The sequence below is a fragment of the Pseudomonas sp. 5.2 genome, assembly GCF_059025405.1.
In genome coordinates this window covers 1-23,519 of sequence record NZ_JBYBHH010000021.1, presented here as the reverse complement: position 1 = coordinate 23,519, position 23,519 = coordinate 1, and the positions used below count along the sequence as shown (strand labels likewise).

21 protein-coding genes are annotated in these 23,519 nt (G+C 63.5%); 11 read left to right on the top strand and 10 right to left on the bottom strand.

Features of this window, described 5'->3' with window-relative positions; genetic code table 11:
* Positions 1-113: 113 nt before the first annotated feature.
* Both creA and katG read right to left on the bottom strand, forming a co-directional pair.
* Positions 114-1,325, bottom strand: coding sequence for a creatinase (creA, locus tag AC5PZ0_RS25245; protein WP_493855971.1), 1,212 nt, complete (start codon positions 1,323-1,325; stop codon positions 114-116).
* Between the two features lie 245 nt (positions 1,326-1,570).
* Complete coding sequence (gene katG / locus AC5PZ0_RS25240) at positions 1,571-3,829, bottom strand: catalase/peroxidase HPI (protein ID WP_493855970.1); 2,259 nt, start codon at positions 3,827-3,829, stop codon at positions 1,571-1,573.
* A 459-nt stretch (positions 3,830-4,288) separates the two neighbouring features.
* Between katG and AC5PZ0_RS25235 the strand changes: the two genes are divergently transcribed.
* Positions 4,289-5,194 carry a LysR family transcriptional regulator gene (locus tag AC5PZ0_RS25235; protein ID WP_027595347.1) on the top strand — a complete coding sequence of 302 codons (906 nt, stop codon included), beginning with the start codon at positions 4,289-4,291 and terminating at the stop codon, positions 5,192-5,194.
* 12 nt (positions 5,195-5,206) lie between these two features.
* On the opposite strand, the gene AC5PZ0_RS25230 is transcribed toward AC5PZ0_RS25235, so the two are convergent.
* Positions 5,207-6,085, bottom strand: a complete 879-nt coding sequence (locus AC5PZ0_RS25230) for a DMT family transporter (RefSeq protein WP_027595346.1) — start codon at positions 6,083-6,085, stop codon at positions 5,207-5,209.
* A 247-nt stretch (positions 6,086-6,332) separates the two neighbouring features.
* Between AC5PZ0_RS25230 and AC5PZ0_RS25225 the strand changes: the two genes are divergently transcribed.
* Positions 6,333-7,157 (top strand): aldo/keto reductase, encoded by an 825-nt coding sequence (locus AC5PZ0_RS25225; protein WP_099453760.1) that lies wholly within the window; start codon positions 6,333-6,335, stop codon positions 7,155-7,157.
* 137 nt (positions 7,158-7,294) lie between these two features.
* On the opposite strand, the gene AC5PZ0_RS25220 is transcribed toward AC5PZ0_RS25225, so the two are convergent.
* On the bottom strand, positions 7,295-9,394 hold the full coding sequence (locus AC5PZ0_RS25220) for a putative bifunctional diguanylate cyclase/phosphodiesterase (RefSeq protein WP_186682566.1): 2,100 nt from the start codon (positions 9,392-9,394) through the stop codon (positions 7,295-7,297).
* A 405-nt stretch (positions 9,395-9,799) separates the two neighbouring features.
* On the bottom strand, positions 9,800-11,287 hold the full coding sequence (locus AC5PZ0_RS25215; protein ID WP_493855969.1) for an aldehyde dehydrogenase family protein: 1,488 nt from the start codon (positions 11,285-11,287) through the stop codon (positions 9,800-9,802).
* Positions 11,288-11,488: 201 nt separating this feature from the next.
* Between AC5PZ0_RS25215 and AC5PZ0_RS25210 the strand changes: the two genes are divergently transcribed.
* The 8 genes from AC5PZ0_RS25210 to AC5PZ0_RS25175 all read left to right on the top strand — a co-directional run bounded on the left by AC5PZ0_RS25210 (position 11,489) and on the right by AC5PZ0_RS25175 (position 18,485).
* A complete protein-coding gene (locus AC5PZ0_RS25210; protein WP_238216791.1) occupies positions 11,489-12,640 on the top strand; it encodes an amine dehydrogenase large subunit in 1,152 nt (383 codons plus the stop codon).
* Between the two features lie 15 nt (positions 12,641-12,655).
* Positions 12,656-13,192 (top strand): MauE/DoxX family redox-associated membrane protein, encoded by a 537-nt coding sequence (locus tag AC5PZ0_RS25205; RefSeq protein WP_099429009.1) that lies wholly within the window; start codon positions 12,656-12,658, stop codon positions 13,190-13,192.
* A 3-nt stretch (positions 13,193-13,195) separates the two neighbouring features.
* On the top strand, positions 13,196-13,843 hold the full coding sequence (mauD, locus tag AC5PZ0_RS25200) for a methylamine dehydrogenase accessory protein MauD (RefSeq protein WP_238216793.1): 648 nt from the start codon (positions 13,196-13,198) through the stop codon (positions 13,841-13,843).
* A gap of 14 nt (positions 13,844-13,857) precedes the next feature.
* A complete protein-coding gene (locus tag AC5PZ0_RS25195; RefSeq protein ID WP_027595339.1) occupies positions 13,858-14,379 on the top strand; it encodes a methylamine dehydrogenase light chain in 522 nt (173 codons plus the stop codon).
* Positions 14,380-14,383: 4 nt separating this feature from the next.
* Positions 14,384-14,902: a cytochrome c family protein gene (locus AC5PZ0_RS25190; protein WP_275745206.1), complete on the top strand. Its 519-nt coding sequence runs from the start codon at positions 14,384-14,386 to the stop codon at positions 14,900-14,902.
* A 649-nt stretch (positions 14,903-15,551) separates the two neighbouring features.
* Positions 15,552-16,466, top strand: coding sequence for a transcriptional regulator FeaR (feaR, locus tag AC5PZ0_RS25185; protein ID WP_493855968.1), 915 nt, complete (start codon positions 15,552-15,554; stop codon positions 16,464-16,466).
* A gap of 118 nt (positions 16,467-16,584) precedes the next feature.
* The gene (locus AC5PZ0_RS25180; RefSeq protein WP_027595336.1) at positions 16,585-16,983 is read left to right on the top strand and encodes a c-type cytochrome; all 399 of its coding nucleotides are present in this window, start codon (positions 16,585-16,587) and stop codon (positions 16,981-16,983) included.
* Between the two features lie 182 nt (positions 16,984-17,165).
* On the top strand, positions 17,166-18,485 hold the full coding sequence (locus AC5PZ0_RS25175; RefSeq protein WP_493855967.1) for an alginate export family protein: 1,320 nt from the start codon (positions 17,166-17,168) through the stop codon (positions 18,483-18,485).
* A gap of 41 nt (positions 18,486-18,526) precedes the next feature.
* Here AC5PZ0_RS25175 and AC5PZ0_RS25170 read toward each other — a convergent pair whose 3' ends face one another.
* Both AC5PZ0_RS25170 and AC5PZ0_RS25165 read right to left on the bottom strand, forming a co-directional pair.
* Positions 18,527-19,039, bottom strand: coding sequence for a nuclear transport factor 2 family protein (locus AC5PZ0_RS25170; RefSeq protein ID WP_186682552.1), 513 nt, complete (start codon positions 19,037-19,039; stop codon positions 18,527-18,529).
* A gap of 13 nt (positions 19,040-19,052) precedes the next feature.
* Complete coding sequence (locus tag AC5PZ0_RS25165; RefSeq protein WP_493855966.1) at positions 19,053-20,177, bottom strand: amidase; 1,125 nt, start codon at positions 20,175-20,177, stop codon at positions 19,053-19,055.
* Between the two features lie 174 nt (positions 20,178-20,351).
* Here AC5PZ0_RS25165 and AC5PZ0_RS25160 point away from each other — a divergent pair, with 174 nt between their 5' ends.
* A complete protein-coding gene (locus AC5PZ0_RS25160; protein ID WP_027595332.1) occupies positions 20,352-20,831 on the top strand; it encodes a MarR family winged helix-turn-helix transcriptional regulator in 480 nt (159 codons plus the stop codon).
* Between the two features lie 380 nt (positions 20,832-21,211).
* On the opposite strand, the gene AC5PZ0_RS25155 is transcribed toward AC5PZ0_RS25160, so the two are convergent.
* Genes AC5PZ0_RS25155 through AC5PZ0_RS25145 form a run of 3 tightly spaced genes read right to left on the bottom strand, consistent with a single transcriptional unit; the run spans position 21,212 to position 23,484 of the window.
* Entirely contained in the window at positions 21,212-21,709 is a 498-nt protein-coding gene (locus AC5PZ0_RS25155; protein WP_027595331.1) for a flavin reductase, read from the bottom strand.
* 11 nt (positions 21,710-21,720) lie between these two features.
* Positions 21,721-22,680: a PDR/VanB family oxidoreductase gene (locus AC5PZ0_RS25150; RefSeq protein ID WP_238216803.1), complete on the bottom strand. Its 960-nt coding sequence runs from the start codon at positions 22,678-22,680 to the stop codon at positions 21,721-21,723.
* Positions 22,681-22,731: 51 nt separating this feature from the next.
* Complete coding sequence (locus AC5PZ0_RS25145) at positions 22,732-23,484, bottom strand: SDR family NAD(P)-dependent oxidoreductase (RefSeq protein WP_027595329.1); 753 nt, start codon at positions 23,482-23,484, stop codon at positions 22,732-22,734.
* Positions 23,485-23,519: the final 35 nt, after the last annotated feature.

Genomic DNA, 23,519 nt, shown 5'->3' with positions numbered 1-23,519 from the left:
CCTCTGGTTCTTCTAATTGGAGGCAGGGTCTGGTGGTCATACAGTGATTTTATTGTTGTTGGTGCCGGCCTCTTCGCGGGTAAACCCGCTCCTACAGGGGCCGGCACCGAGCATCATTTGTGGATGATGTTGTGCTCCGGCCCGTACGGGAACTTGGTGATGTTTTCGGTGCCGCTGTCGTTGACGATGAGGATATCGTGCTCGCGGTAGCCGCCAGCACCCGGCCGCCCTTCGGGCAGCATGATCATCGGCTCGATCGACACCACCATGCCCGGCTCCAGCACGGTGTCGATGTCTTCGCGCAGCTCAAGCCCCGCCTCGCGACCGTAGTAGTGGCTCAACGTCCCAAACGAGTGGCCATAGCCAAACGTGCGGTACTGCAGCAGGTCGTGACGCAGGAAGATCTCGTTCAGCTCACGGGCAATGTCACTGCAGCGCATGCCCGGGCGCACCAGTTTCAGCCCAGCCTCATGCACCTCGACGTTGGCCTGCCACAGGCGCAGGTGATCATCCGGGCAATGGTCGAGGAACAAGGTGCGCTCAAGGGCGGTGTAATAGCCGGCGATCATCGGGAAGCAATTGAGGCTGAGGATCTCACCCTTGCCCACCGTGCGGCTGGTGACCGGGTTGTGCGCGCCGTCGGTGTTGAGCCCGGACTGGAACCAGGTCCAGGTGTCCATCAGCTCGCCGTCGGGGAAAGACTTGGCGATCTCGCGAACCATCGCCTGGGTGGCATGCAGCGCCACTTCGTACTCGGGCACATGCTCACGCAGGGCCTCGACCACTGCCGCGCCGCCGATATCGGCCACCCGCGCGCCGTGCCGGATCAACGCCTGCTCTTCTGCGGACTTGATCATGCGCATGCGCATGCACGGGGCGCCGATGTCCAGCAACTCGGCCTTGGGGTAGCAGGCGGCGAGCTTGGCGTGGTTTTGCAGGTTGAGGTGGTCGTATTCCACGCCGATGCGTGAGGCCAGCGGCAGCGCTTGTTGAATGGCGACGAAGAAGTTGTCGCGTTGCCAGTCGGTGTAGACGATGTTGTCGGTGCCGACCGTGCGCCGCCAAGGCTGGCCGCCATCGATGTTGGCGCTGATCGAGACGACCTTGTCCTGGGTCACCACCAGTGCATAGGGGCGGCCAAACGAGCAGTAGAGGAAATCACTGTAGTAATTGACGTTGTGGTACGAGGTAAAGATCGCCGCTTCGATGTCCTGCTCGGCCATGTAGGCCCGCAGGCGGGCGTGGCGGGCTGCGTATTCCTGAGCGGAGAAGGTCGCTTTGACCTTGTCGCCGTTGCGGATCTTCAGGGTTTTTGGCATGTGCATGGTCGGGTTCCTTGTCGTTGTGAGCACGCTGTTTCAGGCCGGCCGCCTGAGAAGCATTGCAACAGAACGAACGAGGACGCTTTTGTATCTATCCGACCTGGAATTGGCGGGATGGCCACCGACGTGTAGGAGCAGCCTTGTGCTGCGAAGAGGCCGGCACAGGCAGCCCGAATTGCGGCTATCTGTACCGGCCTCTTCGCAGCACAAGGCTGCTCCTACACAGGCTGTGGGGTTTCAGGCACGCTTTATTTCAGATCAAAGCGGTCCAGCTCCATCACTTTTACCCAAGCTGCAACGAAGGCCTTCACAAACCTGTCCTTGCCATCGCTGCTGCCATACACCTCGCTCAACGCCCGCAACTGGGCATGCGAACCGAACACCAGGTCAACACGGCTGCCCGTCCATTTAACCTGCCCGGTCTTGCGGTCCCGGCCTTCAAAGCGCTCGTTGTCGGCTGACGTCGGCGTCCATTCCACGCCCATGTCCAGCAGGTTGCGGAAGAAGTCGTTGCTCAACGTACCCGGCTTGTCGGTGAACACCCCGTCCTTGCTGCCGCCATGGTTGGCGCCCAGCACACGCAGGCCGCCGATCAGCGCGGTCAGCTCGGGCGCCGTCAGGGTCAGCAGTTGGGCCTTGTCCAACAGCAGCTTCTCGGCTTTGACGCTGTAGCGGTCCTTGGTGAAGTTGCGGAAGCCATCGGCCAACGGTTCCAGCACGGCGAACGACTCGACATCGGTCTGCTCCTGAGACGCATCGACGCGGCCGGGGCGGAAGCCGACGCTGCCACTGTAACCCGCATCCTTGGCAGCCTTCTCGACGGCGGCGGTACCTGCCAGCACGATCAGGTCGGCCAGGGAGACCTTCTTGCCACCGTTGCTGAACTCGCCCTGGATCTTCTCCAGCGCTGCCAAGACCTTGCCTACGCCCTGGTTCGCAGCCCAGTCTTTCTGCGGTGCCAGACGCAAGCGTGCACCGTTGGCACCACCGCGCTTGTCAGACCCACGGAAGGTCGAAGCTGAAGCCCAAGCGGTCGATACCAACTCGCCCACGCTCAAGCCTGAAGCCAAGATCTTGGCTTTGAGCGCAGCGACATCCTGCTCGCCCAGCGACGCCGGGTCGGCTTTAGGCAGCGGGTCTTGCCACAGCAATTCCTCGTTGGGCATTTCTGGCCCGAGATAGCGCGCCAGCGGGCCCATGTCGCGGTGGATCAGCTTGTACCAGGCACGGGCAAAGGCGTCCGCCAATTGGTCGGGGTTGTCCTTGAAGCGGCGGGCAATCGGCTCGTAGATCGGGTCAAAGCGCAGCGCCAGGTCGGAGGTGAGCATGGACGGCGCATGGGTTTTGCTGGGGTCATGGGCATCCGGCACGGTGCCTGCGCCTTTGCCTTCCTTCGGCCGCCACTGGTGCGCACCGGCCGGGCTCTTGGTCAGCTCCCACTCGAAATTGAACAGGTTGTTGAGGTACTCGTTGCTCCATTTGGTCGGGGTTGAGGTCCAGGTCACTTCCAGGCCGCTGGTGATGGTGTCGGGGCCTTTACCGGAGCCGAACTTGTTGGCCCAACCCAGGCCCTGCATCTCCAGGCCCGCAGCCTCGGGCTCGGCCCCCACATTGTCGGCGGGGCCTGCGCCATGGGTCTTGCCGAACGCATGGCCCCCGGCGATCAGCGCCACGGTCTCCTCATCGTTCATGGCCATGCGGCCGAAGGTTTCGCGGATGTCTTTGCCCGAAGCGACCGGGTCAGGGTTGCCTTCCGGGCCCTCCGGGTTGACGTAGATCAGGCCCATCTGCACGGCGGCCAGCGGGTTTTCCAGGTTGCGCTCTGCCTGCAGGTTGCGGCTCTGTTCTTCACCGTGCTTGGCGGGTTCGGCCACCAAGTCACCCTGGCCGGGTTCCTGGGCCTTGACCTGCTCCTTGCCGTAGCGGGTATCGCCGCCCAGCCAGACCTTTTCCGAGCCCCAGTACACGTCTTCATCCGGCTCCCACACATCGGCACGCCCGCCAGAGAAACCAAAGGTCTTGAAGCCCATGGACTCCAGCGCGACGTTGCCGGTGAGGACGATCAGGTCAGCCCAGGAAATCTTGTTGCCGTACTTCTGCTTGATCGGCCACAGCAGACGCCGGGCCTTGTCCAGGCTGACGTTGTCCGGCCAGCTGTTGAGCGGGGCGAATCGCTGCTGACCGGAACCGGCGCCGCCGCGGCCATCGCCAATGCGGTAGGTCCCGGCGCTGTGCCAGGCCATACGGATGAACAGCGGGCCGTAGTGGCCGAAGTCGGCGGGCCACCAGTCCTGGGAGTCGGTCATCAGGGCCGTCAGGTCTTGCTTCAGGGCCTGGAAATCGAGGCTCTTGAAGGCGTTGGCGTAGTCGAAATCCGGGTCCATCGGATCGGATTTGGCGGTATGTTGGTGAAGGATTCTCAGGTTGAGCTGGTCAGGCCACCAGTCACGGTTGGTGGTGCCGCCACCTGCGGTTTGATGGAACGGGCATTTCGATTCGTTCGACATCTGTGGGTACCTTTGGGTCGGTTATCCAGATTTCCGGTCTATGCCAGGTGTTCTATCAGCCGAGCGCTTGGGCTCGTGCCTACCCCTCATCAGGTCTGGTCGGTGTCTTGCCGACACGGGGCTTGCGAAGCTGTCACGGCGGAGCGCTACGGTCTTGAACACAGGTGCTCAGGCGCGCCCCGGCCGCGGAATTCACAGGGCCAGGGGAAAGACTAGCCGAGCTTGGGCAGACTTCTAATAGAGCGAGTATTACGGGGTAATAGGCTGGCTCTGTCAGCGTTTTGCCGTGCCGGCCTCTTCGCGGGGCAAGCCCGCTCCCACAGGTAGATCGAGCCCCGTACCAAACCTGTGGGAGCGGGCTTGCCCCGCGAAGAGGCCCGCACATCCATACAAGGCCATCGGGCCAGCTCCGTGCTTCAATACACCGCCAATCCCCTCAGACCCCGTGAGCCAACCCCCATGAACCGCAACGACCTGCGCCGCGTCGACATGAACCTGCTGGTGCTGTTCGAAGCCCTGATGATCGAACGCAACCTGACCCGCGTCGGCGAAAAACTGTTCATCACCCAGTCCACCGTCAGCGCCGCCCTCGCCCGCCTGCGCGAGCTGTTCGACGACCCGCTGCTGATCCGCAACGGTCGGGCCATGGAGCCCACGCCACGGGCGATGCAGATTTTCACCGAGCTGGGGCCGGCCATGGATGTGATTTCTTCCGCCATCAGCCGTGCGCGGGCGTTCGACCCCGCCAACAGCTGCAACGTATTCCGCCTCGGGCTTTCGGACGACGCCGAGTTCGGCCTGCTCCCTGCCCTGCTTCAAGCCTTGCGCGAAGAGGCACCCGAAATCAGCGTGGTGGTGCGGCGGGCCAACTTCCTGTTGATGCCAGGCCTGCTCTCCAGCGGCGAGATTTCGGTGGGCGTGAGCTACACCACCGACCTGCCGGCCAACGCCAAGCGCCGCAAGTTGCGCGACATTGGCGTGCGCGTGCTACGCGCCGACGATCGACCGGGGCCACTGACCCTCGACGAGTACTGCGCCCGCCCGCATGTGATGGTGTCGTTTTCTGGCGACATGAGCGGCAACATCGACCTGGACCTGGCGCGTATCGGCCGATGCCGCAAGGTGGTGCTGGCCGTGCCGCAGTTCGGCAGCCTGCGCGCGCTGCTGCGCAACACCGAACTGATCGCCACAGTACCGGACTACGCCGCTTGCGCCCTGGCCGATGACGGCAGCTTGCGCGCCGACCCAGCGCCCTTCGAAATCACCGAGGCAGAATTGTCGATGGTCTGGAGTGGCGCCCAGGACAACGACCCGGCCGAGCGCTGGTTGCGCGAGCGGATCCTGCAGTTCATGGCATCGCCATGAACCCAGGCCGTGTCACTTGCTCCGCTGCATCCACGCCGCGCCCAGGCCACTGATGCAGATGATCGAGATCCCCACCAGGCTCAGGCTGTCTGGCACCTGGCTGTAGAACAGCAGCCCAAGCAGCCCGGCAAACACGATCTGGCAGTAGCTGAACGGCGCCAGCAGCGCCGGTGCAGCATGGCGAAACGCCTGGGTCAGCAGCAGGTGGGCAGTCATGCCGAAACCACCCAGCGCCAGCATCAACAGCGCGTGGTCCCAGCGCGGCACCTCCCAGAAAAACGGCACCAGCGCACTCATCGCCAGGGTGTTGCACAGCCCTGCATAGAAGTTGCTGGTGGTGGGGCTGTCATGGGCAGCCAGAATTCGCGTCAGCAACTGATAGAAGCAGAAGCCCAGCGCCGAGCCGAAGGGGTACAGGATCGCCGGCGTGAACATCGCACCACCGGGGTGCACCACCACCAGTACCCCGATAAAGCCCATCACCACCGCCACCCACTGCCCCACCGTCACCCGCTCCTTGAGCAGGGGTGCCGACAAGGCCGTGACCAGCACGGGCGCGAGGAAGTTGACCGCCGTGGCCTCCGCCAGCGGCAGGTACTGCAGGCCGGTGGTGAACAGCAGGCTGGTGCTGAGCAGGCTCAGGGCACGCAGGGTCTGCAACAGCGGGCGACGGGTGCGCAGTACATTGAGGCCAGACTTGGGCAGGAAGATCCCGGCCATCAGCAGGGTGTGCACCACATAACGCGCCCACACCACCATGATGATCGGGTACAGGCCGCCGAGGAACTTGGACAGGGCATCGTGGCTGGCGAACAGGAACGTCGCCACCACCACCAGGGCGATGCCACGCAGCGGTTGGTTGACTCCGGACAGCGGTGTGCTGGAACTCATGGCGTTCTCGACGGCGGCGCGGCCGGATGCTGCGCCCAGGGAAAGCCGCACAGGGCTGGCCTGGCGGATGAAACAGCTCGAATTCTAGAAGAGATAGACGAGGATAAGGAAGTTCAATTGGCGCTTGTCCAGGCCAAACGCAATTTCCGTTCGCTGATCGACCACTTTCGCCCCGCCGCGCATGGTCCGCGCCGGGCTGATCGAAGACCATCCCCTACGGACTCTGTAACCACTACAAGGAACTGTCATGCGAAGGCTCACCACCCCTAACGGCCTGGACCTGCCCTGCATCGGCCTGGGCACCTGGCCGATGACCGGCAGCGAGTGCACCCAGGCTGTGCGCCAGGCCCTGGACCTGGGCTACCGACACATCGACACCGCCACCGCCTACAACAATGAAGCGGCCGTGGGCCAAGCCCTGCGCGAGAGCGACGTGCCACGCGAGCAGATCCACCTGACCACCAAGGTCTGGTGGGACCGCCTGGACCCCAAGGCCATGCGTCAGTCGCTGGAAGACAGCCTGCGCGTGCTGGGCACCGAGCAGGTCGACCTGTTCCACATCCACTGGCCGGGCAAGGACTGGGACCTGGCCCGCAGCATCGAGACCCTGGTAGCCCTGCGTGACGAAGGCAAGGCGCGCAGCATTGGTGTCGCCAACTTCCCGCTTGGCCTGCTGCGCCAAGTGGTCGAGACGCTGGGCGCGCCGTTGTCGGCCATTCAGGTGGAGTACCACGTGCTGCTCGACCAGCAGCCGTTGCTCGACTATGCACGCCGCCACGACTTGCTGCTCACGGCCTACACCCCGCTGGCACGCGGGCAGGCGGCGCAACAAGAGGTGATCCAGGCGATTGCCCGCAAGCATGGCGTCCTGCCGAGCCAGGTGGCACTGAAGTGGTTGCTCGACCAGGACGGCGTCGCAGTGATTCCCAAGGCCAGCAGCCGCGAGAACCAGTTGGCGAATTTGGCGGCGCTGGACGTGCGGCTGGATGATGAAGACCGGGCATTGATTGCGGGTTTGCCGAAAGATCAGCGCGTGGTCAGCCCCGACTTTGCGCCTGACTGGAATAGCTGATACTGGCCCACTGTGTAGGAGCAGCCTTGTGCTGCGAAGAGGCCGGTGATGGCACTAAAGATTCACTGTGTTATCACCGGCCTCTTCGCAGCACAAGGCTGCTCCTACAGGGATCGCGCGGGGGCGCCGGGCATCACCTAGCCCCACAGCAACGCCACCTGCTTCAACCGCTCACTCGCCGGCACAGGCCGCCCATACAGGTAGCCCTGGAAGTGCGAGCACCCCTCTGCCGCCAGGCGCCGCATCTGCTCTTCTGACTCCACACCCTCGGCCGTGGTCTTGATCATCAGGCTGTTGGACAGGTCGGTAATGGCGCGGATGATCGACATGGCTTCGCGGCTGTCGCACATGTCATGCACGAACGACTTGTCGATCTTGATCCGGTCGAACGGGAACGAACGCAAATACCCCAGCGACGAATACCCGGTACCGAAGTCGTCCAGCGAAATCGACACACCCAGGTCTTTCAACGCCCGCAAGGTGCGCACGTTCTCCTCACTGTTGCCCAACAACACCGACTCGGTGATCTCCAGCTCCAGGCGCCGCGCCGGCAAGCCCGAATCAGACAGGGCCAAAGCCACGGTGTGAACCAGGTTGGCATTCTTGAACTGCACCGGGGACAGGTTGACCGACACTGTCTGTTCGCTGTCCCAGCTGGCCGCCTCCTGGCACGCGAGGTTCAGCGCGCGGATGCCGAGCTCGTGAATCAGCCCGGTCTCTTCGGCGATGGGGATGAAGTCCATGGGCATGACCATGCCGCGGGTCGGATGCTCCCAGCGCAACAACGCCTCATACCCCGTCACACTGCTGGTCTGCTGGTCGACCACCGGCTGGTAGTGCAACTGCAGTTGACCAAGGTGCAGCGCCGTACGCAGGTCGGTTTCGACCAGGCGGCGTTGGCGGGCGGCGACATCCAGCTCGACATTGAAGCACTCGTACCGGTTGCGGCCATTGCGCTTGGCTTCGTACAACGCCATGTCGGCATAGCCCAGCAGTTGCTCGGCCTGGTCGTTGTCATCCGGGGCGATCGCCACGCCGATACTCACACCCACCGTGAACTGATGCCCCTCGATCTGAAACGGCGGGCAAATGGCATTGATCAGGCGCTGCGCGGTATTGCACGCGGCATCACGGCCATCCAGCCCCGTGAGCACGATGGCAAACTCGTCACCGCCCAGGCGGGCCAACGTGTCGTGCTCGCGCAGTTCGCGGCGCAAGCGCTTGCCTAGCTCACGCAGCAGCTTGTCGCCGAACGCGTGACCTAACGAATCGTTGATGTTCTTGAAATTGTCCAGGTCCAGGCACAGGGCAGCGGTCAGCTTGGCGTTCTCATCACCGCGTACCAAGGCTTGGCGCAAACGCTCATGGAACAGCGTGCGGTTGGGCAGCCCGGTGAGGGCATCGTGGTGCGCCATATGGTGGATCTGCGCGTGGGCCGCCAACTCTTCAGTGGCATCTTCGGCCACGAACAGCACATAGTCGGCCTGGCCCTCGCGGTGCTGGCTGAGCAGCGTACGGCTGCGCAGGGTGCGTGGCCCGCACTGGGTGTCGACCCGGGTTTCCGCGGCATAGCCCTTGGTGCTGCGTGCCCCGCGAGCGAGCTGTTGCTCCAGGTAATCGGCTGCAGCCGGCGCCAGGCTTTGGGCAGGCAGTTGCCCAATCATGCTCGAACCCGGCACACCAAACAGGCGTTCGGCCTGCTGGTTGGCCAGCAGGATGCGCTGGCTCTCCAGGTCCTGGACCATGACACTGGCCGGGATGTTGGCAATGACCGAGTCGAGAAACTGCGACAGCTTGGCCATCTCTTGGCTGTACTGTTCGGCCAGTTCCTTGGCTTTGAGCAGCTCCAGCTCCTGCTGGTGGCGTTCGGAGATGTCGCGGGTGACCTTGGCGAACCCCACCAGGCGGCCGTCATCGTCATGCACCGCGTCGATCACCACATGCGCATGGAAGGCCGAGCCATCCTTGCGCAGCCGCACACCCACCTCTTCGAAGCGCCCCGTGCAACGCGCCTGCTCAAGGTTATGCGCGGGCAGCCCAGCAGCCCGTTCGGCCTCGCTGTAGAACAACGAGTAATGCTGGCCGACGATCTCGTCGGCAAGGTACCCCTTGGCCCGCTGGGCGCCGGGGTTCCAGTTGGCAACAATGCCTTCGGGGGTGAGCAGGTAGATGGCATAGTCCACCACGCTCTGGATCAACAGCCGATACATGATGTCGGGGCTTGCGACTAGCGACATGAAATTAACCTGGACCTTCGACGGGCACGAAAAGGACCCCGGCGCTGCGCGACCGGGTCTTGTACAGAGGTGATGGCATTATGCCGGTCACTCGGATTTTGTGAAGTGGTTCACAAAATTTTGCTGCACTGTCCTTTGCCGAATGAAGGCGGGCGAGTCTTGCGCATAGCAACGCAGTAGCCAGTTGCGGATCAGAGGGGCCTGATCAGCGGTGGTCGGCAGCAGTTCGATGGGCAACATGGCGTTGCGGGCTCGGGTAAAACGACCATTCTAGAGCCCCCGCGTTGTAGGAGCAGCCTTGTGCTGCGAAGAGGCCGGTGATAACACAGTGAGCATTTGCTGGTGTCACCGGCCTCTTCGCAGCACAAGGCTGCTCCTACACGATTAAACGATTGCTAGCTTTGCTCAGTACCTGATCATCACCGATTTGAGCTCGGTGTAATCCTCGATGAACGCACTGCCAAACTCCCGCCCTACCCCCGATGCCTTCGACCCACCAAACGGCACCGCCGGGTCGAGGAAGGTGTGCATGTTCACCCACACCGTGCCCGCTTCGATCTGCGGGATCAGCCGCAGCGCCTTGGACAGGTCGTTGGTCCACAGGCTGGCGGTCAGGCCATAAGGACTGTCGTTCATCAACGCCAGCAACTGCTCTTCATCGTCGAACGGCAGCACACAGACGATCGGGCCGAACGTTTCCTCGTGCAGCAAGGGGTCACTGGGGTCATTGGCCAGCACCACCGTAGGCTCGACGAAGTAGCCCGGCCGGTCGAGCGCCTTCGCCCCACAGACCACCGTGTTGCTGGCCCGGGCACGCTCGAAGAAGCCGAGAATCTTCTGCAGGTGCGCAGCATTGGCCAAAGGGCCGAACTGGGCGTCGGGGTCCAGCGCCGAACCAATCTTCAACTGCCCCAGCGCTTCACCCAGCTTGCGGGTAAATTCCTGAACCTTGCTGCGGTGCACATACACCCGCTCCGGCGATGCGCACACTTGCCCCTGGTGCACAAAGGCCGTCTGCAGGATGCCTGCCACGGCGCCGTCCACGTCCACATCGGCCAGCAAGGCTGCCGGGTTCTTGCCCCCCAGTTCCAGCGTGGCGCGGGTCAGGTTCGCTGCCATCGCGGCCTTGCCGACGGCGATACCGGTCGGCACCGAGCCTGTGAACGCGACCTTGGCCACGAGCGGGTGCTCAATCAACAGCTGGCCCGCCTGCCCGCGCCCATTGACTACGTTGAACGCCCCCGCCGGCACCCCTGCCTCGACCGCCAGTTCGGCGATGCGCAGCAGCGTCAGCGGCGTGAATTCGCTGGGTTTGATCACGATGGTGCAACCGGTTACCAAGGCAGAGGCGATCTTCCAGATACCGATCATCACCGAGAAATTCCACGGCACGATCCCCGCGACCACGCCCACCGGCTCACGCAGGGTAAAGGCGGTGTAGCGCTCGCCACCGAATGAAGGCAGCGACGGGGTCATGGTCTGCCCAGTGATCTTGGTCGCCCAACCCGCGAAGTAACGCAGGAAGACTACACTTTGAGCGATCTCCAACCCCCGCGAGAGGTTGATCGACTTGCCGGAACACAGGGTCTCGAGCTGTGCCAGCTCTTCGGCATTGGCCTCGATCAGGTCAGCCAAGCGGTTGAGCACCACGCCTTTCTGATAGGGCGAAACCTCAGCCCAACTGCCCTTGAAGGCCTGCCGGGCACTGTGCACCGCACGTGCTACTTCCGCCTCGCTGGCCTCGGCAACCCGGCTGATGACTGTGCCACTGGAGGGGTCGTGGATATCGACTGACGGCCCCGCCTCACCCGCCTGGTATTGGCCCTCGATGAAATGGCCATGGGGCCTGGCGAGGAACTCGACCACGGCAGGTAACAGCTGGATATCGCTCATGACATGACTCCTGGAAGGCAGCGCAAAAGTGTGTGCGGGCCGATCTTCAGGCCCCTGCCTACTTGCCTGCCAGCCCCGACTGGCGTTTTGTCAGGGAGCCTCAAGAGAATGTCACGCTGGCCAAATCACCACGCCGGCCCAGGCGGCACACTGCGATCACTGCGATATCTGCATAACCCATAACAACATCGGAGATAGCCAATGCGTCGCGTAGACAGGCTTAGCATCTCGGCAGCCCTGGCCTTGGCCCTGGCTGCGAGCACAAGCGCGGTGCGGGCCGACCTGCCCGCCGAAGAGATCGGCCAGAACAACCTGCCGTTCCCGCCGGACCCCCACCGTGTCTACATCCTCGATGTGGACTTCAAGAACCCCATCGCCGGCAAGGTGGTGGTGGTCGACCCCAAGGCCAAGCGCATGCTCGGCATGACCACCAACGCCTTCGTCGCCCCAACAGCGTTGAGCCCGGACAACCGCACCCTGTACTCGGCCAACCTGTTCTACTCGCGTGGCACCTACGGCGAACGCACCGATGTGCTGGTGGCCTGGGACACCCAGACCCTGCGCCCGCAATGGGAAGTGGTACTGCCCGCCAAGCGCGCCTCCACGCTCACCGAGAAGTACGCGATGGGTGTCAGCGCCGACAGCAAACTGGCGTATGTCTTCAACCTGACGCCGTCGACATCGGTGACCGTGGTCAATACTCAGACGCACACGGTCGCCAGCGAAGTCGCCATCAGCGGCTGCGTGCTCAACTACCCAGTCGGCAAACGCAGCTTCGCGTCACTGTGCGGTGACGGCCAACTGCTAGTGGTGACACTGGATGATGACGGCAAGGAAGTCTCGCGCACCCAGACGCCGTTCTTCGACCCAAACAAGGTCCGCCTCAACGAGCGCGCCATCGCCAACGGCGACACCTACTATTTCACCACCACCCATGGCGAGGTGTACCCGGTAAGTTTCGAAGGGGGCAAGGCCAAGCCGCAGCCCACCTGGTCGCTGGTCAGCGACGAAGAACGCAAGCAAGGCTGGGCGCCGGGTGGCTGGCAAGCCCTGGCCTTGGCGCCAGGCCTGAACCGGCTGTATGCGCTGATGCATGACCAGCATACCGATGGCAAATGGGAAGACCCGAGCACCACCATCTGGGCGTTCGACCTGAAGACGGGCAAGAAACTCGGCACGCTCGACTCGCCCAAGCCGGTCTGGAGCCTGCAGGCCAGCCATGACAAGGCGCCCATTCTGGTGGCCACCGACCTGGAAGGCGGCGTGCAGTTCTTCGACCTGGCCACCGGCAAGCACAGTGGTGCCATGGACCAGATCGCCGACACGCCCGTGCTCACCTTGGCCCCTTGGTAAACAGGAGACCCGACCATGCTCGACCCTGTTCTCGTGATTGCCAGCAGTACCGCTTTGGCGACGCTGCTGGCCAGTGCCGCCAGCCACAAGCTACGTGACCTGCGCGCGTTCAGCGCCATCGTGCGCGCCTACCAACTGCTGCCAGCACCCCTGGCACCGGTAGCCACGGCAAGCCTTGCACTGGCCGAACTGGCCCTGGCGCTGGCCTTGCTGCTACCCGGTGGGCGAGCCAGCGCGGCGTTGGCGGTGGTGCTGTTGATGGCGCTGTATGCCAGCGCCATCGGCATCAACCTGTGGCGTGGCCGCCGCGACATCGATTGCGGCTGTTCAGGCCCCGGCGCTGCCCAGCCACTGCGCCCAGTGCTGTTGCTGCGCAACCTGGTGATCGCCCTGTTAGCCGGCCTGGCGGCGCTGCCCATGGCCGAGCGTGCACTCGGTGCCCTGGATATTTTCGTGGTGATTGCGGCCAGTGCCGTGGCGCTGCTGATTCATGTGGCGGTGGATGGCCTGCTGGCCAACCAGCCGCGTCTTGCCAAATTGACTGGGAGATAACCCATGCAACTGCTTATCGCATCGAACATTCTGCTCTGGCTGCTGCTGATCGCGGTGGCGTTCACGGTCATGGCCCTGGTGCGCCAGATCGGCGTGCTGCATGGCCGCATCGCGCCTGCCGGTGCGCTGATGGTAGACAAAGGCGTGACGGTCAACGACCCCGCCCCACAGGTCACCGCCGCCGACCGCCATGGCCGCCCGGTTAACATCGGCTACCGCGGCGAACGCTCGCAACTGCTGTTCTTCCTCGCGCCCGGCTGCCCGGTGTGCAAATCGCTGCTGCCTGCGATCAAGTCGATCGCCAAGGACAACAGCGGCGAGCTGGACGTGATCTATGTCAGCGACGGTGATTTTGCCGAACAGCAGGCCCTGATCGACGCCAACGACTTGCAGCAAGCCACCTACGTGGTCGGCCCCGAGATCGGCATGACCTACCAGATTGGCAAGCTGCCGTACGCCGTGTTGATCGACCAGGCCGGCACCCTGCGCGCCAAGGGCCTGGTCAACTCCCGCGAGCACCTGGACAGCCTGTTCGAGACCGTGCACCTGGGCAGCGCGAGCCTGCAGCAGTACCTGCACGGCAACCACGCGCACGGCCATGCTCACGACCATGACCATGACCATGCCCACCCACACAGCGCGCAACACTGATCGCGGAGCACACCATGAGTTTTCTCGACAAACTGTTTGAACGCTCCAGCCGTCATGTCGCCGACACCACTTCACGGCGCAAGGTGCTGGCGCGCCTGGGCTCGCTGATCGTCGCTGGCGCTGCCCTGCCGGTGCTGCTGCCGATCGACCGCACCGCCAAGGCGCTGGCTGCCGAGCAGCCGAAAATGGGCGACCCAGGCGACCCGACCAGCTGTGACTACTGGCGCAACTGCTCGATCGACGGTTTCCTGTGCTCGTGCTGCGGCGGTTCGATTACCTCCTGCCCGCCCGGCACCGATGCCTCGCTGGTGACCTGGATCGGCACCTGCCGCAACCCGGCAGATGGCAAGAACTACATCATCTCGTACAACGACTGCTGCGGTAAGCACGCGTGCGGCCAGTGCGCCTGCTCGCGCAACGACGATGAACAACCCTTGTATCGCCCGTTCAACAACAACGACATCAACTGGTGCCTGGGGGCTGAGTCGAAGATCTACAACTGCACCGTTACCATCATCCGCGGTGTGGCGGTCTAGCGCCGTGAAGGCCCTGACCGCGGTGTTGATCCTGTGCCTGCTGGCGCCTGTCGCCCAGGCCAGGACCCTGCCCAACCCCAACCAGCGCCCGGCGCCGGGCAACGAGGTGCCACCGGTGCCGATTGCCCAGGCCGGTTACTCGGTGCCGGTGAATTATCAGTTGCAATGCGCCGGCTGCCACCGCGACAACGGCGAAGGCTCGGCGGCCAACGACACGCCGCGCATGCAGGGGTTTGTCGGCAACTTCCTGCGGGTGCCGGGCGGGCGCGAGTTTCTGGTGCGGGTGCCGGGGATTTCCCAGTCGGCGCTTAATGATCAGCAGATTGCCGATTTGCTTAATTGGCTGCTGGCGCGGGATGGGATGGCCGGCAACAGCTCACCCGAGCAATGGCCGCCGTACAGCGGCGAGGAAGTACATCGAGTACGTCAGAACAGCATGCTCAACCTGCCGCATGTGCGCGCCGGGTTGATCGAAGCGATGCAGGCCAAGGGCATTGCCATCAGCGATGGGCTTGGCCACTGAATCACGCAAGCGTTGTGCCTTCAGCCCGCCCTGTCAGCGGGCTTTTTTTTGGTTGTCGGGTGGGGGTTGGGGGTGTTCGTCGCAGGATTTTCGGCGCCTGTGAGATCGAGCGCCGCCCGCGCGGCGCTTCGCAGCACAAGGCTGCTCCACATCTGTTTCGGGCCAGTGCGGCCTGTGATATTTGCGCGCGACCGCCTTGTTGGTCCACCTCGATATTGAGGTGGGCGCTAAGGGGCCGCGCGCCCATGGAACAGGAATGACTGGCCCGAAACAGATGTAGGAGCAGCCTTGTGCTGCGAAGCGCCGCGCGGGCGGCGCTCGATCTACGCCCCACCTCACAACCTGAGGCAGGCACCTCGTCGCCCTCACTCAACCTGCCAAAGTGCAACATCTGGAAACAAACCTGTATCAATTGGCTACATCGCAGCGCATTCCAGCGCACTAATCACACCACTACCACTGCCAACACACTCATCAAAAATAAAATTAATCTCAATTAAAACAATGCACTAGCTAATACCCCCTGCTACACCCCCACCTCTCAGGCCCGTTTTTTGCTTGAAAATTCAAGTGAATTGTAATGCTTTAAGGCACCCATCCAAGAGTTCGCCCAAGCGAACCGTTCCACGTCTTACCGCGCGAGGCCCCCATGACACCAGCAACCCGTGTTACCGACGATCACTTCCAGGCCTGGCTCAGCCAGGTCAACGATGCCTGCGGCCACTTCAACGCCCGCAAGCTCGACGCAGGCTTCGTCGGCCAGCTCGAAAAGTGCCAGGTAGGCCAGATTTCCATGAGCATCGTCGACATGACCCACGTCAACCTGTTCCGCGGCCCGCGGGAAATACGCTCCAGCGGTGCCGACAACTACTATGCCGTCTTGCAGATGGCCGGCACCTCGCATATCGAGCACCAGGATGCACGCATAGAGCTGCGGCCCGGCGACCTGACCCTGATCGACGCCAGTGCCCCGCTGGACATGCACTTCCACCAGCGCTCGCGCCAGTTGTCGCTGATTTTGCCGCGCACTCAGGTCGAAAGCGGCACCCGCGGCGTCAACGTGGCCTGCGCCAAACGCATCGAAGCGCAAACCCCATTGGCCAGCATGGCCCGCCAGATGATGCTCGAAGCCGGCCGCACCCAGCACATGGCCAACAACGAAAGCCAGGCCGTACTGGAGGCGCTGATCGCCTTGCTGCGCCCCGCCATCACCCAGGACTCGGTGCCCGGCAGCCACGAGCGGATGTTCCGCAAGGCCCTGGCACTGATTGACCAGCGCATCACCTGCGAAAGCCTGACACCTGAGTTCATTGCCCGCGAAGTAGGCATCTCCATGCGCAGCCTGTACCGCATCTTCGCCAAACACGACCTGGTCATCGCCCAGTACATCCGCAACCGCCGCCTCGACTTCTGCGCCGAAAGCCTGCGCAACCCGTCGATGGATCAGAAGGTGTCGTCGCTGGGGTATGCCTGGGGGTTTTCCGATTCGAGTTACTTCAGCACCGCATTCAAAGGCCGGTTTGGCATGACCCCAGGCGAGTACCGCAAGCGTCACGCCAACTGACAAGCCCAGCAAACACCCTGGCAGGCACAACAAAACCCGCCCGCCTGTACTCGCACACAATCAAGCAGAACACCAACAAGAAGCAGCCCCGCGCTGCCCTACCCAGGAACCGTGCGTGATGTCGACCGTCGTATCCAGCAAGTTCGTAATGCCCTTCCTCCTTGCCGCGCTGGCCAGCCCGCTGGCCCTGGCCGAAGACTGCGCGGCCCCGCAGCGCCAACAGGGCGAACAGGTGTTCGCGCGTGACTGCGCCGCGTGCCATTCGGCGCAAAAGGATGGCCCAGTGATGATGGGCCCCAACCTGCACGACGTGGTGGGCCGTACCCCCGGTACCGTGCCAGGGGCCAATTACTCTCAGGCCATGAAAACCCGCCAGGCGGCCTGGACGGCACAAAGCATCGGCGCCTTCATTGCCCAGCCACAGGCGGCAGTACCCGGCACCTACATGCCTTATGCAGGGTTGCCGGACGCGGGCGAACGCCAGTCGGTGACGTGTTTCCTCGCCGGCCTCAAGTAACCACGTTTACCCACGAAGGCCCCGCAATGGGGCCTTCTGCGTTTTCAACGCCCGCCCCATCAGCTTGGCACACCGCCAAAGTCAACTGGCAGCCAGGGCAAAAGCCCAAGGCTGGGCTTGCTTCATGATCATTGGCACGTCTTCGGAACTTCTGCCAAAACCATGACAAAGGAAGCCAGACCATGCACCACCGCCCGTTCCGCCTAACCTTGGCCGCACTCCTGGCCGGGGCTTCGCTGAGTGCGTCCGCGCACGAGCTGTACAGCGATGCCGAACGCCATCTGAACGCCAATGTGGAAGCCGTGTTCGGTGCATTCCACAGCGAACGCAGCTACGCCATCGCCCGCGACCAACCCGGCTCCACCTCGTGGCGGGAAGGCTATATCAAGTATGGCTTGAGCGCCGACCAGGCCCTGGGCAGCGTCGGTTCGCTGTACGGCGCCTTCGCCATGCTCAGCTCGGCGACTTGGGGCGACGGTGATGCTGCCGGCTTCAGCGATGGCAGCGAACGCACCAGCAAGATCGAGGATGCCTACGTGGGCTGGAAGTCCGGCAACCTGGTGCCGATCCTGGGCGAGGACGGTATCGACCTGTCGTTCGGCAAGCAGATGGTCGCCGTGGGCGATGGGTTTCTGCTTCAGGGTGACTCGCTGAACGTCGGCCATGGCCTTGCCGATGGTCAGTTCAACCGGGGCGGTGCGTACTACCTCGCCGCTCGCAAGAGCTTCGACAAGACCGCCGTGCTGCGCCTGGGCGGCAGCAGTGGTTGGCGCGGCGACCTGATGTGGCTGCAGTCAGACAACCGCGCCCAGGCCAACACCGAACTGCACGTGGCCACCCTTGAGCACGTGGCGGACGCCGGCACCGTCGGCCTGACCTATATCGGCACTACCCATGTCGACGAGCAGTACGCCTCACCGCTGCAACTGGAACGCGATGGCATGAAGACTTACAGCCTGCGTGGCCAGGGCAATGCCGGGGTAGAAAACCTGTTTTTGTCCGGGGAATACGCCAAACAGGACAAACCCCATACCGCCACCGAGGACGCCTGGTACCTGGAAGCCGGCTGGACCTTCGCCGACCTGCCCTGGCAACCGAACCTGAGCTACCGCTACAGCCGCTTTTCCGAGCAGTACGACACGCTGTTCTATGGCCTCGGGCGCGGGTTGGGTACCTGGTTCCAGGGTGAGGTGGCCGGTAACTATGCCGGGCCGTTCAACAGCAATGCGCGGGTGCAGAAGGTCGGCCTGACGGTCAGCCCGACGCCGACGTTGAACCTTGGCGTGATGGGGTTCCATTTCGACACCATCGATCGCAACCTGGGCAATGTGGACGGACGCGAGCTGGATATCTATGCCGAGTGGACCCTCAATGATCACCTGATGATCGTGCCGCTGGTGGGGTTGTATCAGCCGGATCGTAGCGTGGAGCAAGGGGGGACGCAGTTGGGCAACAACCACGACAACCTGTATGGCCAGGTGGTGTTCGTCAGTACCTTCTGAGCTGAAGATCTGGGGCTGCTTTGCAGCCCCAGCAACAGTGACTACCGCTCTGGCACCGGCAAAGGCGCGTCGCTGTTCCACGCCGTCACTGGTCGGCTGAACAGGTTCTCGGTCTGGAAATGCGCCATGCGCCACTGGCCCTCTTCCAGCGCAAAGCGCACGGTCAGCCGGGCAGCATTGAGGTGCGAAGCGCCGTCGGCAAAGGTACTGGTCTGCAACATCACCCAGCGCCCCAGCCCTTCCTCGCCGGCCACCTCGATAACCTCACTGGTCAGAAAGTGCACATTCAAGGCGAAATGCGCCGGGGTCTTCATGTAGGTGGCGAACATCGCCCGGATCGCTTCGCGCCCGCGGTAGCCGCCAAAGCTCTCGGCGTACTTGGCGCCCTTGCCCTCCCACACCGCGTCACGGCAAAACAGCTGCGCCAGTTCATCGAGCGGGGATTGCGCGTCCAGTTGGTCGCACAACGCCATGTAGCGGTTGATGCAGACGCGGATGGCCTGCTGGTGTTCAAAGCTGCGCAGGCGGGCCTGGAGTTCGAGGATATCGGTCATCGCAATCGTGGCCTCAATGATCGTTGCCGGCGTACAGGTTCAGCAGCAAGCGCTCGGCCACTGCCAGCAATTTCTCGTCGGCGCCTTTGGCCGCCACCAGTTGCAGGCCGACCGGCAAACCGGCCTCGCTGCCCAGCGGAATGCTCAATGCCGGGTGCCCCGACAGGTTGAACGGCCGCACCAGCGAGGTCATGCCCAGCACCGCGCGGGTATCGGCGGCGTCCTCCAGGCGCAGTGGGAAGTCCGGCATGGTCGGCAGGGCCAGGACATCGAAGTTGGCCAGGGCCTGGTCGACTTCTTCAGTAAAGCGTCGACGCACTTCCTCCGCCTCGGCCAGCGCCGTGTCAGTGGTCTGCCCCGCTGCCGCCAGGCGCCCGGCGATATCGCTGCCGACCTTGCCGGTTTGCAGAAGGTGGCCACAGCCTTCGAACGTCTCGCGGTTGATCACGACCATGCCGGCGTCATAGGCGGCGCCAAAGTGTTTGAGTTCGACATTGCCCAACGGCAAGCCACTGGCGCTCAGGGCCCCGTGCACCACTTTGTGGATGGCGGCCTCGGCGGTCACCCGCAATACGCCGATGCGCGCCTTGGCCGGTACCTGGGCGGGGACGAAACTGGGGTCGATCATGCTCATGGCGCGTACCAGCATCGGCAGGCTCGCGGCGAACGGGCCAACGCAGTCGAGGCTGGTGCGGGCCGGCATCACGCCTTTACGGCTTACCCGGCCAAACGTCGGCTTGAGGCCGAACACGCCACAGCAACAGGCCGGGACACGCACCGAGCCACCGGTGTCGGTGCCCAGGCTGAAATCCGCCAGGCCAGCGGCCACCGCAGCAGCCGAGCCGCTGGACGAGCCACCGGGTATGCGCCCCGGAAAGCGCGGGTTGGCGGCCGTGCCGGTATAGCGGTTGATGCCGGTCGTGCCGAACGCCAGTTCGTGCAGGCTCACCTTGCCGGTCAGCCGGGCACCGCCCGCCAGCAACTGGCTGACCACGTCGGCATGCCGCTCGGCCAACGGCGCATCCTCTAACGCCTGGCTGCTGGCGCGGGTCGCGGTACCGGCGACATCGATGGTGTCCTTGACCACGACCCGGGGGCCGGTGCCGCCCAGATCAAGGGTTTCTACGATGATTGTCATTGTTGTGCAGCCCTCTTCAAGAATGGATGCCGGGCCTGGGCCCAGCCGATAAAATGCGTGCCGATTACTTGAAATGTCAACTGAACATTCCAGTATTATGCGCCCGCTTTACGGTAGCCAAATGCGCGGAAACGTCTATGATGTCGCGACTATTTCCGCACAAGTAGTGAATCGATGAGCAACTCGAAAAACACAGGCCACAGCCACCACGACCCGGCCAGCGATGAATTTCGCAAGGAAGATTTCCCCTTCTACTGGCTGGCGCGCGTGCATGGCCGCTACACCCAGAACATGGAACGTCTGCTCAAGAAGATCGACCTCGACGTGCCGCGCTGGCGCGTGCTGTGGATCCTCAACGAGAACGGTGAATCGAGCATTTCCGAGATCTCCACCCACGCCATCGCCAAGCTGTCGACCATCACCAAGATCGTCTACCGCATGAAGGACGACGGCCTGGTCGATACCGCGCCAAGCCCGGAGGATGGGCGCGTGACCCAGGTGCGGATCACCGAAGTCGGCCTGCAGAACATCGAGCGCATGCAGGACGTGACGCGCGAACTGTTCCAGCGCAGTTTCAAGGGGCTGACCGAAGCGCAGGTGCAGCGCCTGAACCGGATGCTGGAAGTGGTGTTCCATAACCTCGAAACCCCTTAACGCCCAATTCCCTTCCTGTAGGAGCAGCCTTGTGCTGCGAAGAGGCCAGTGCAAACGGCACACAGCGCCGGTACTTTCACCGGCCTCTTCGCAGCTGTAGGAGCAGCCTTGTGCTGCGAAGAGGCCAGTGCAAACGGCACACAGCGCGCGTACTTTCACCGGCCACTTCGCAGCTGTAGGAGCAGCCTTGTGCTGCGAAGAGGCCAGTGCAAACGGCACACAGCGCCGGTACTTTCACCGGCCTCTTCGCAGCACAAGGCTGCTCCTACACAGGGTCAGCGCAAGCTGCTCAGCACGCCTTCGAGAGCACACATCGCCGGTGCTTTCACCGGCCTCTTCGCAGCACAAGGCTGCTCCTACACAGGGTCAGCGCAAGCTGCTCAGCACGCCTTCGAGGCCTCGCATACCCGGTGATAGGCGCGGTTGAAATACACCAGCCCATCGTCCGCCCCACCATGGCGGATGTCCTGGATCTCGCAGTAGAAAATGCTGTGCGAACCCACCTCATGCACCTGGGCAATGCGGCAGTCGAAGTTGACCAGCGCCTCCTGCATCACCGGCGCGCCGCTCTCCAGCACGGTCCAGTGCGTGGTCGCAAAGCGCTCTTCCGTGCTCAGGTTGCGGTTGGCAAACGCCCCCGACAGCTCCTGATGGGTACCGGCCAGCACGTTCACGCACAGCGCGCCGTTGGCCTTGAATTGCTCATTCGAATACGAGGCGCGGTTCATGCACACCAACAACGTGGGCGGCGCGTCGGTCACGCTGCACACCGCCGACGCGGTAAAACCGAAACGGCCTGCGGGGCCATCGGTGGTGATGACCGATACGGCGCCACCGAGCAGCGCCATTGCATTGCGAAACTGGCTTACATCTACCATGGTCATGCTCCTCAGATATCCAGCACCAGCTTGTTGGACTTGGCCCGCGAGCAGCACACCAGGATCTGGTCGTTCGCGGCTTTTTCTTCATCGGTCAGGTACACATCGCGGTGGTCCGGCTCGCCTTCGAGCACTTCGCACATGCAGGTCCCGCAGACGCCCTGCTCGCAAGAAATGTCGATCTTGATGCCAACCTGGGCAAGCGCTTCGAGGATGGTCTGCCCCTCGGCCACCTGCACGGTCTTGTTGCTGCGCGCCGCCACCACTTCAAAACCTTGGCCACTGGCGTCGACCTCGACCTGGAAGTACTCCTTGTGGATGTGGTCTTCGGCATAACCCTGCCGACGCGCGCCCTCAATCACCCAGTCCATGAAGCCGGACGGGCCGCAGGTATACAGGTGGGTGCCCTGGCTGGCAGCGCCCAGCACCGCCTCCAGGTTCAGCCGCTGTGCCGGGTCTTCATCATCGAAGTGAGTGACCACCCGCGCGGCGAACGGCGCCGCCGCCAGCGCCTCGAGAAACGCACTGCGGCTGCGCGAGCGCCCGCAATAATGCAGTTCAAAATCCGCGCCCTGCTGGTGCAGGGCGTGGGCCATGGCGATCATCGGCGTGATGCCGATACCACCGCCCAGCAGGATCGAACGGCTGGCCTGCGGCGCCAGCGGGAACAGGTTGCGCGGCGCGCTGATCTGCAGCTCGCGCCCTTCCAGCAAGGTCTCGTGCACGCCCACCGAGCCGCCGCGTGAAGCCGGGTCTTTCAGCACGCCTAAGCGATACACCGAAGCATCGGCCGGGTCACTGCACAGCGAATACTGGCGCACCACGCCGGGCGCGACGTGGATATCGACATGCGCGCCCGCCTCGAAGGCCGGCAACGCCGCGCCATCAGCGCGCCCCAGGTCGAGGACGACCACGTCGGCCCCTTGGATCTCGCGCTTGCGCACGACTACGTTCAACAATTGTTCATTCATGGCCGGTGTCCCATGTAACGACAGGAGGCGCGCAGCGCCCCGCAAAAAAAATCAACGCATGAACAGGCCGCCGTTCACGTCCCAGGTCGCCCCGGTGGTGAAGTAGGCTTCGGGCCGCGCCAGTTGCACGATCAGGTCGCCCAGAAAACCGGCGTCCCCCAGGCGCTGCACCGGGATGTTCGCCAGTAACCCTGGCAGGCGCTCGGCGGGCACCGCGGCATGCACCGCCGGCGAATCGATCGGGCCGGGGGCGATGGCGTTGACCGTGACGCCACGGGCAGCGAACTCCTTGGCGAAGATCTTGGTCAGGGTGACGATCGCGCCCTTGCTTGCCGCGTAGTGCGCGCCGGTCGCGGTGCCGCCGTTCTGCCCGGCCAGCGAGGCCATGTTGATGATCCGCCCGTAACCGGCCTCGGCCAGGTACGCGCCGAACACCTGGCAACCGAGGAACACGCTGCGCAGGTTCAAGCCAACCACGGCGTCGAATTCTTCTGGGCTGATCTGCATCAGCGGCGTGGTCTTGGTCACCGCAGCGTTGTTGACCACCACGTGCAGGGCGCCAAAGTGCTCCAGCACCTGGGCCAGCGCCTGCTCGAAATCGGCCTTGCTGGCGACATCGAGCTTGACCGCGAGGGTACGGCCGCCCTGCCCTTGCCGGGCTTGCTGCAGTTGTTCGGCGCTGGCCTGAGCGAGCGCCAGGTCACGGTCCGAGACCACCACGTCAAAGCCTGCGGCAAGCAGTTGCGCGCAGAAGCGCTGGCCCAAGCCCTGGCCGGCGCCGGTTACCAATGCGACTTGGTTCATGGTCGGTTCCTCACAGGATGTAGCCGATACCGGCA